This is a genomic window from Methylobacterium sp. EM32 (genome assembly GCF_040593685.1).
Classification (GTDB): domain Bacteria; phylum Pseudomonadota; class Alphaproteobacteria; order Rhizobiales; family Beijerinckiaceae; genus Methylobacterium.
On record NZ_JBEXZS010000168.1, the window covers coordinates 1 to 6,172 of the forward strand.

General features: G+C 65.1%; 7 protein-coding genes and 1 pseudogene. 4 read left to right on the top strand and 4 right to left on the bottom strand.

The window, feature by feature from the left end:
- Positions 1-122 (bottom strand): annotated as a pseudogene (locus tag ABZT49_RS21910) (aldo/keto reductase); the annotation flags it as partial.
- Between the two features lie 95 nt (positions 123-217).
- Here ABZT49_RS21910 and ABZT49_RS21915 point away from each other — a divergent pair.
- The 4 genes from ABZT49_RS21915 (at position 218) to ABZT49_RS21930 (ending at position 4,178) form a co-directional block, all read left to right on the top strand.
- On the top strand, positions 218-1,120 hold the full coding sequence (locus tag ABZT49_RS21915; protein ID WP_355288933.1) for a LysR family transcriptional regulator: 903 nt from the start codon (positions 218-220) through the stop codon (positions 1,118-1,120).
- Positions 1,121-1,709: 589 nt separating this feature from the next.
- Complete coding sequence (locus ABZT49_RS21920) at positions 1,710-2,657, top strand: MBL fold metallo-hydrolase (RefSeq protein ID WP_355288943.1); 948 nt, start codon at positions 1,710-1,712, stop codon at positions 2,655-2,657.
- 308 nt (positions 2,658-2,965) lie between these two features.
- The gene (locus ABZT49_RS21925; RefSeq protein ID WP_355288934.1) at positions 2,966-3,724 is read left to right on the top strand and encodes an SDR family oxidoreductase; all 759 of its coding nucleotides are present in this window, start codon (positions 2,966-2,968) and stop codon (positions 3,722-3,724) included.
- 13 nt (positions 3,725-3,737) lie between these two features.
- Positions 3,738-4,178, top strand: coding sequence for a hypothetical protein (locus tag ABZT49_RS21930; RefSeq protein ID WP_355288936.1), 441 nt, complete (start codon positions 3,738-3,740; stop codon positions 4,176-4,178).
- Between the two features lie 3 nt (positions 4,179-4,181).
- On the opposite strand, the gene ABZT49_RS21935 is transcribed toward ABZT49_RS21930, so the two are convergent.
- The 3 genes from ABZT49_RS21935 to ABZT49_RS21945 form a co-directional block, all read right to left on the bottom strand.
- Positions 4,182-5,081, bottom strand: a complete 900-nt coding sequence (locus ABZT49_RS21935) for a sigma-70 family RNA polymerase sigma factor (RefSeq protein ID WP_355288938.1) — start codon at positions 5,079-5,081, stop codon at positions 4,182-4,184.
- Entirely contained in the window at positions 5,068-5,655 is a 588-nt protein-coding gene (locus tag ABZT49_RS21940; protein WP_355288939.1) for a hypothetical protein, read from the bottom strand. Before ABZT49_RS21940 ends, ABZT49_RS21935 begins: the two co-directional genes overlap by 14 nt.
- Positions 5,656-5,951: 296 nt before the next feature.
- The coding region (locus tag ABZT49_RS21945) for a hypothetical protein (protein ID WP_355288941.1) at positions 5,952-6,172 on the bottom strand (221 nt) is incomplete at its 5' end.

Genomic DNA, 6,172 nt, shown 5'->3' on the forward strand with positions numbered 1-6,172 from the left:
ATCGCGCCCGCAGCGGTCGCGTCGCAGCCCCACCGGCCCGCGCCGAAGGTCATGGTGCCGAGGGCGAGCGGACTCACCGCCAAGCCCGAGCGTCCCAGGGTCCGATATTGCGTCAGGTCCATCGTCGCGCCTTTCTGTTGAAGCGCGAGAGGTAATCCGCGACCGGCGCCGCGATTAGCCGCTATAGTCGGCAAGGGCTTATGAGCATGGCTCAGGAATGCGACGCGGCACCCTCGACGATCTGGCGGCCTTCGCGGCGGTGGCGCGCCATCGTAGCTTCACCCGGGCGGGGGCCGAGATGGGGCTCTCGGCCTCCGCCCTCAGCCACACGATGCGGGCGCTGGAGGCGCGCTACGGCGTGAGGCTTCTCGCCCGCACCACGCGCAGCGTCGCCCCGACCCCTGCTGGCGAGCGGCTGTTGCGCTCCGTCGCCCCCGCCCTCGATGAGGTCGCCCGGGGCCTCGACGCGCTGGCCGACTGGCGGGGCGAGCCCTCGGGCAGCCTGCGCCTGACGACGTTTCCCTACGCCGCCCGGACCATCCTCGAACCGAGGCTGCCCCGCTTCCTCTTCGACCACCCGGCCGTTTCGGTGGAGGTGATCGTCGACGACCGGCTAACCGACATCGTGGCGGCGTGCTTCGACGCCGGCATCCGGTTCGGCGAAACGGTCGAGCGGGACATGGTCGCGGTGCGCGTCGGGCCCGACCTGCGTACGGTGGTGGTCGGGACCCCGGACTACTTCGCGCGCCACCCGCGACCGGACACGCCGGCCGACTTGGAGGCGCATCGCTGCGTGAACTACCGCCTGGTCGGCGGAGGTGGCTTGCTGCCGTGGGAGTTCGCCCGCGACGGCCGGGAGGTTCGGGTCCGCGCCAGCGGGCAGTTGATCGCGAACGACGGGAACCTCGCAGCGGCCGCCGTCAGGGCCGGGGCTGGGCTCGGCTACATGCTGGAGGACGAGGTCGCCGACGACATCGCGGCCGGCCGGCTGGTTCAGGTACTCGATTCCTGGTGCCCACCGTTCCCTGGCTGCCACCTCTACTACCCGGACCGGCAAGTTAGCCCGGCGATGCGAAGCCTGATCGAGGCCCTTCGCTGGCGAGACGGGGCGACCCGATAAGGCCGCCTCGCCTCACGGGTACTCAGGCGCCGCGCCAGTCGCGCGCGACCTCCGCCGAGAAATGGCGGTATGTCTCGGCGACGGCGGTACACGCGCGATGAGAGCCCATGGGCGCCCGAAGGAACTTCACGCGACTGAAGGACCGAATGGGCTTGTCCGACTTGAACGGTCGTACGGGCACCAGGAACCTCGCACGTCCTTCGGATGAGCACTACGGGGTCGCTAATGTGCCCGTACCTGCTGATGTCGTGACCGCCCCGGGGAGGTCCGCTTCTCCGCTCGGAGCAGACGTCTCATCAGGCCAGCCGCTAGGTCTGCATAGGGTCAGCAGTTCGCATGCCGCTTGTTTAGCTGTGTGTCATGAGCCGACATCGGGTCGGTCCGTGCTGAACCGCTGCTCCCGACCAATTGCGGACTACAGAAACGTCCGCTAAGGGCAGACCAAGGAGGAACGATCTTCCATGGGCGATAAATTCGCCTTCCCATGGCCCATGTCACATCTGTCGACCCGATCTCGTCCTCGTGGCATGACGCGCGTTTTATGATCCCGACAAGCCAGATGCACGCGCGTCCCACGAAAGGGATGACGATGTCGACTGTAGTACCTGCCAAGACCGGACGAACCGATCCGGGATATGCTGTCCCTCAGCGTGTGGGGGATGCAGAGTTGGTGCCCTCGCGTTACGCAGTGCGGATCGGCGAGATCGACGTGCTGGTCGTCAGCGATGGAGTACTGCCGCTTCCAACAAAGATGTTGGGACACAACGTCGAACCGGCCGCGAGGGCGACATGGCTGAACGACATGTTCCTGCCGCCGGACGCGTTCGACTGGTCGCTGAACGTGGTTCTGGTCCGCAGCGGCGGCCAGACCATCCTCATTGACGCCGGGTTGGGGTTGGACCCGAACCTGAACCTGCCGCGGGCCGGGCAACTGGCCAAGCGTCTGCAGGCCGCCGGCATCGATCTCGCGTCTGTGACCGACGTGGTGCTGACCCACATGCACATGGACCATGTCGGCGGGCTCCTCGTCGACGGAGTGAAGGAGCGGCTGCGCCCGGACCTGAGGATCCACGTGGCGGCTGCCGAGGTCGAGTTCTGGGAAGCGCCCGATTTTACTCACGTTGACATGCCACAGGGGTTCCCTGACGCGCTTCGGACCGCCGCAAAGCGGTTCGCGCAAGAGTATCGCGGCCAGTTGCGACTGTTCGACGAGGAGCACGAGGTCGCGCCGGGGGTGATCGTCCAACGCACCGGCGGCCACACACCCGGGCACAGCGTGGTCCGCCTCGCATCCGGTGGCGACCGGCTGACATTCGCTGGCGATGCCGTGTTCACGGTCGGGTTCGAGCACCCCGACTGGCACAACGGCTTCGAACACGATCCCGAGGAGGCGGCTCGCGTTCGCGTCCGGCTCTTGCGGGAACTGGCGACAACCGGCGAGCAGTTGATCGCCACGCACCTGCCGTTCCCGTCCGTCGGTCGGGTTGCGGTTGATGGCAACGCTTTTCGGTGGGTTCCCGTGTTCTGGGACTACTGAGTGCATGGGCCCGTGCTGACCCGGTCTTCGGTTGAGGCCAGGATTCGCGTACGGGTGGCTCATCGACAATTGTTCATCCTCGGGAACTGTCCCGAGGATGCGCTTGCGTGGGATCGTGCGCCGTCCCGGCGGGTTCGAACCTGAACGGCTTCTTTCGGGTCCGCCCTGCCCCGAGCATCTCACAGGTCAGGCGCTTACGGGCCCAAATCGGGTGCATCGATCTTCCGTACCGATGTCACACTGCAAGAGGCGCTGCTCGTCATGACCGCGACCGTCCGGATGGGACGAGAGTCGAGATGGAGCGTCACATGAAGATCGTCGTCATCGGCGGCACCGGGCTGATTGGCTCGCAGGTCGTCGCCAACCTGAGGGGCGCCGGCCACGAGGTGCTCGCAGCCTCGCCCAATACGGGGGTGAACGCTGTCACGGGCGAGGGGCTGGCGGATGCGTTGCAGGGCGCCGGCGTTGTCGTCGACGTCGCCAACTCGCCCTCTTTTGCCGACGACGCCGTGATGGATTTCTTCGTCCACGCCGCACGGAACCTCGCAGCGGCTGAGAAGGCTGCGGGCGTCACGCATCACGTGGCGCTATCTGTGGTCGGAACCGAGCGCCTGCTCGACAGTGGCTACTTCCGCGCCAAGCTGGCCCAGGAGGAGTTGATCGCCTCCGCGGGCGTACCTTGGACGGTGGTCCGCGCCACGCAATTCTTCGAGTTCGTCGGCACGATTGCGGGAGCGGCCGTCATCGACGGCGTCGCGCGGGTGACCTCCGCGTCGATTCAGCCGATCGCATCGGCCGATGTGGCCGCAAAGGTCACCGAGGTCGCGCTCGCACCACCCCGAAACAGCATGATCGAGATCGCCGGCCCCGAGCGGCTTCCGATGGTCGAGTTGGTGAAGCGCCATTTCGACGGCATCGGCGAAACGCGCAAAGTCATCACGGACGACACTGCGCCGTATTTCGGCGTGCTCCTCGAAAACAGCTGGCTGACACCCACCGGCGACGCGTGGCTGTCGCAGCGGCGCTACAGCGACTGGCTGGCGGCGCAGCCCAAGCGCGTGGCCTAAGGCACGCCCGCCGATGGATGCGGCCTACGTCTCGGCGCTTTCCGCGCTTGCAGGTTCCGCCATCGGCGCGATGGCCTCGTTCGCGACCACATGGCTGACGCAACGCAACCAGGAGCGCGCAACTCTGCTGGTGCAGGATCGCGCGCGACGGGAAGCGCTTTACGGCGAGTTCATTCGGGAGGCGTCGACCTTGTTCGGCGATGCCTTCCAGCATGCCCTCGACGACCCGGCCAAACTGGTGAACCTCTATGCCATCGTCAACAAGATCCGGCTCTTCGGAGAGCCGGAGACGCTCGAAGAGGCGGAGCGTGTCATGCAGCGCATCGGCGAGACTTACTTCGCTCCGAACAAGGATCTCTCCACCTACGCGGACATTCAGCACGCCGGCGACCTCGACCCGCTCTGTGCATTTTCGACGGTCTGCCGCAGAGAACTCGCGATCGCCCGGCGTTGAGGTTCAGTGAGGTACCAGCGCTCCTGCAGCCCCTCCGAACAGCCTTGCCATGCGTTCGAGCTTGTCCGGGTTTCGGGTGAAGTAGATGCCAACGATCAGGCCGCCCTGGATATCGAGGGCGACAGTCTGGAATGTTCCGCCCGGCTCCAGGCTGAGATATCCCGGTAGCCCATCGATCCAGAGGTCCTGCAGCTTCTGGGAATGCTGGATCCACGACTTTCGCTTAGCGCCCTCGAACATACGCATGACCTTGTCGATCCCGATGATGGGTCGGGGGAATGCATGGACCTTCCCGCCGCCATCGGAATGCACGACGACGGCATCGGCGAGCATGCTGCGGAGCGCCGCGATGTCGCCCGTCGCTGAAGCCTCGAAAAAGGCTCTTGCAATGCGTGCCCCCTCTTCCTTCTCGACAGGGAAGCGTGGACGTGCCGACTGCACATGTTTCCTGGCTCTCGCGGCGAGCTGACGGACAGCTGGCGGCTCACGCTGAAGTGTTGCCGCGATCTCCGCAAGAGGAATCGCGAAGACGTCGTGCAGGAGGAACGCAGCCCGCTCCAGGGGTGAGAGCCGCTCTAGTGCAAGCATCAGCGTGAGTGTCAGGTCATCCTCAGGGGCTTCCTCCGGAGCCATGGCAACGGGCTCGGGCAACCACGTTCCAAAGTATGTCTCTCGCCGCATTCGGGCGGACTTCATGACGTCCAGGCAAAGCCGAGTGACCGTGCGCGACAGGAAGGCACCGGCCGACGCCACACCGGCATGGTCGACGTGCTGCCATCGGAGCCAGGCGTCCTGTACGACATCCTCGGCTTCGCCGAATGAACCGAGCATGCGGTAGGCGAGCCGGACGAGTCGCGCCCGCTCCTGCTCGAAGACTAGGGTCGGATCATCAACGGTCGGCATGGCGTAACGACCAGATGCTGAGGGCAATCGCAATAAGTGCAGGAAGTGTCACCGCGGGGAAATCGCGGGGCAGAACCTCCGGCCCGCAAATGCCCACGGCAACCTCCCAGAAGTGGAACAGCGCATGCCCTGAGAGCCAGATCGCACCCATGCTCCAAAGCAGAACACGCGAGCCGCGTCTTACCGTACCATACACAAACCCTGACCCGATCAGCACGAAGATCAGGCCGATATCGCGCAGGAAGTGCTGATTGAATGGGCCTGTCGTCGTCACGCCCGGCAACGCGAAGTACCATGCCTCAGGAGAGGCGAGCATGAAGATGCCGTTGGCAGCTAATCCCGCGCCAAGGAGGCAAGCCAATACCGGAATAGCTCTGCTCATCGCACTCTCACCAAGTGGTTGGTCCACAAGGGTGACGACGCGCCCCGACCGGATGTGACACCGGATGGAACTGATTTCGGCGGTTTTATCCAGGCATCGGCGTCGCATCGCCCACCGCACCAAATTCGGGTCGGCTGCGCTGATGTTCGCGTGTCGCGCCGAAATGCCCCAACGTGCCACGATACGGCGCATGCGCGCATCGACTTGGACGAAGGCTCACCGATGACCGACCGCTGCGGACCTTGATACGGGCATCAACGGCAACGTTGGGTGGGAGGTAGTACGCCTGCTTTGCGGAGAAGAGCTTGGGTCTGCTTTCCACCCCACACGGCCGTTCGGTGGTGGAAGTTCGAAGGTCCGCATGTGATCCAGGCATTCGCATGCCCCTTGTTCGGCTTCGCGCCATTAGCGGACCTTCAGCTACAATTACTTGAATATCCGCTATCCGACCGCAAGCTGCCTCTGCACGGAGTGGTCGGGACGGGAGGCTACAAGATCCGTATGCCGGGAACGACGCGCTCGACGCCCGGCCCAAAGCCGATTAGGCCGAGGACGTCCGCGTCCAGGCTTAGCTCGCCAAGGTCGAGATCCAGCTCGACCGCTTCTGCGCCAAGGAGTTCTCGGACCGCATCATAAAGGAAATAGCCGAGCTTCTCGTTGAGCGGGGTTCCCCCTGACGCCGTCAGAGAGTCTGCCGGGCCACGGGCCC

Coding starts and splice junctions, on each gene's coding strand:
- ABZT49_RS21930 (WP_355288936.1), top strand. CDS start 3,738: ATGGATGCGGCCTACGTCTCGGCGCTTTCCGCGCTTGCAGGTTCCGCC.
- ABZT49_RS21935 (WP_355288938.1), bottom strand. CDS start 5,081: ATGCCGACCGTTGATGATCCGACCCTAGTCTTCGAGCAGGAGCGGGCG.
- ABZT49_RS21915 (WP_355288933.1), top strand. CDS start 218: ATGCGACGCGGCACCCTCGACGATCTGGCGGCCTTCGCGGCGGTGGCG.
- ABZT49_RS21920 (WP_355288943.1), top strand. CDS start 1,710: ATGTCGACTGTAGTACCTGCCAAGACCGGACGAACCGATCCGGGATAT.
- ABZT49_RS21925 (WP_355288934.1), top strand. CDS start 2,966: ATGAAGATCGTCGTCATCGGCGGCACCGGGCTGATTGGCTCGCAGGTC.
- ABZT49_RS21940 (WP_355288939.1), bottom strand. CDS start 5,655: ATGCGCCGTATCGTGGCACGTTGGGGCATTTCGGCGCGACACGCGAAC.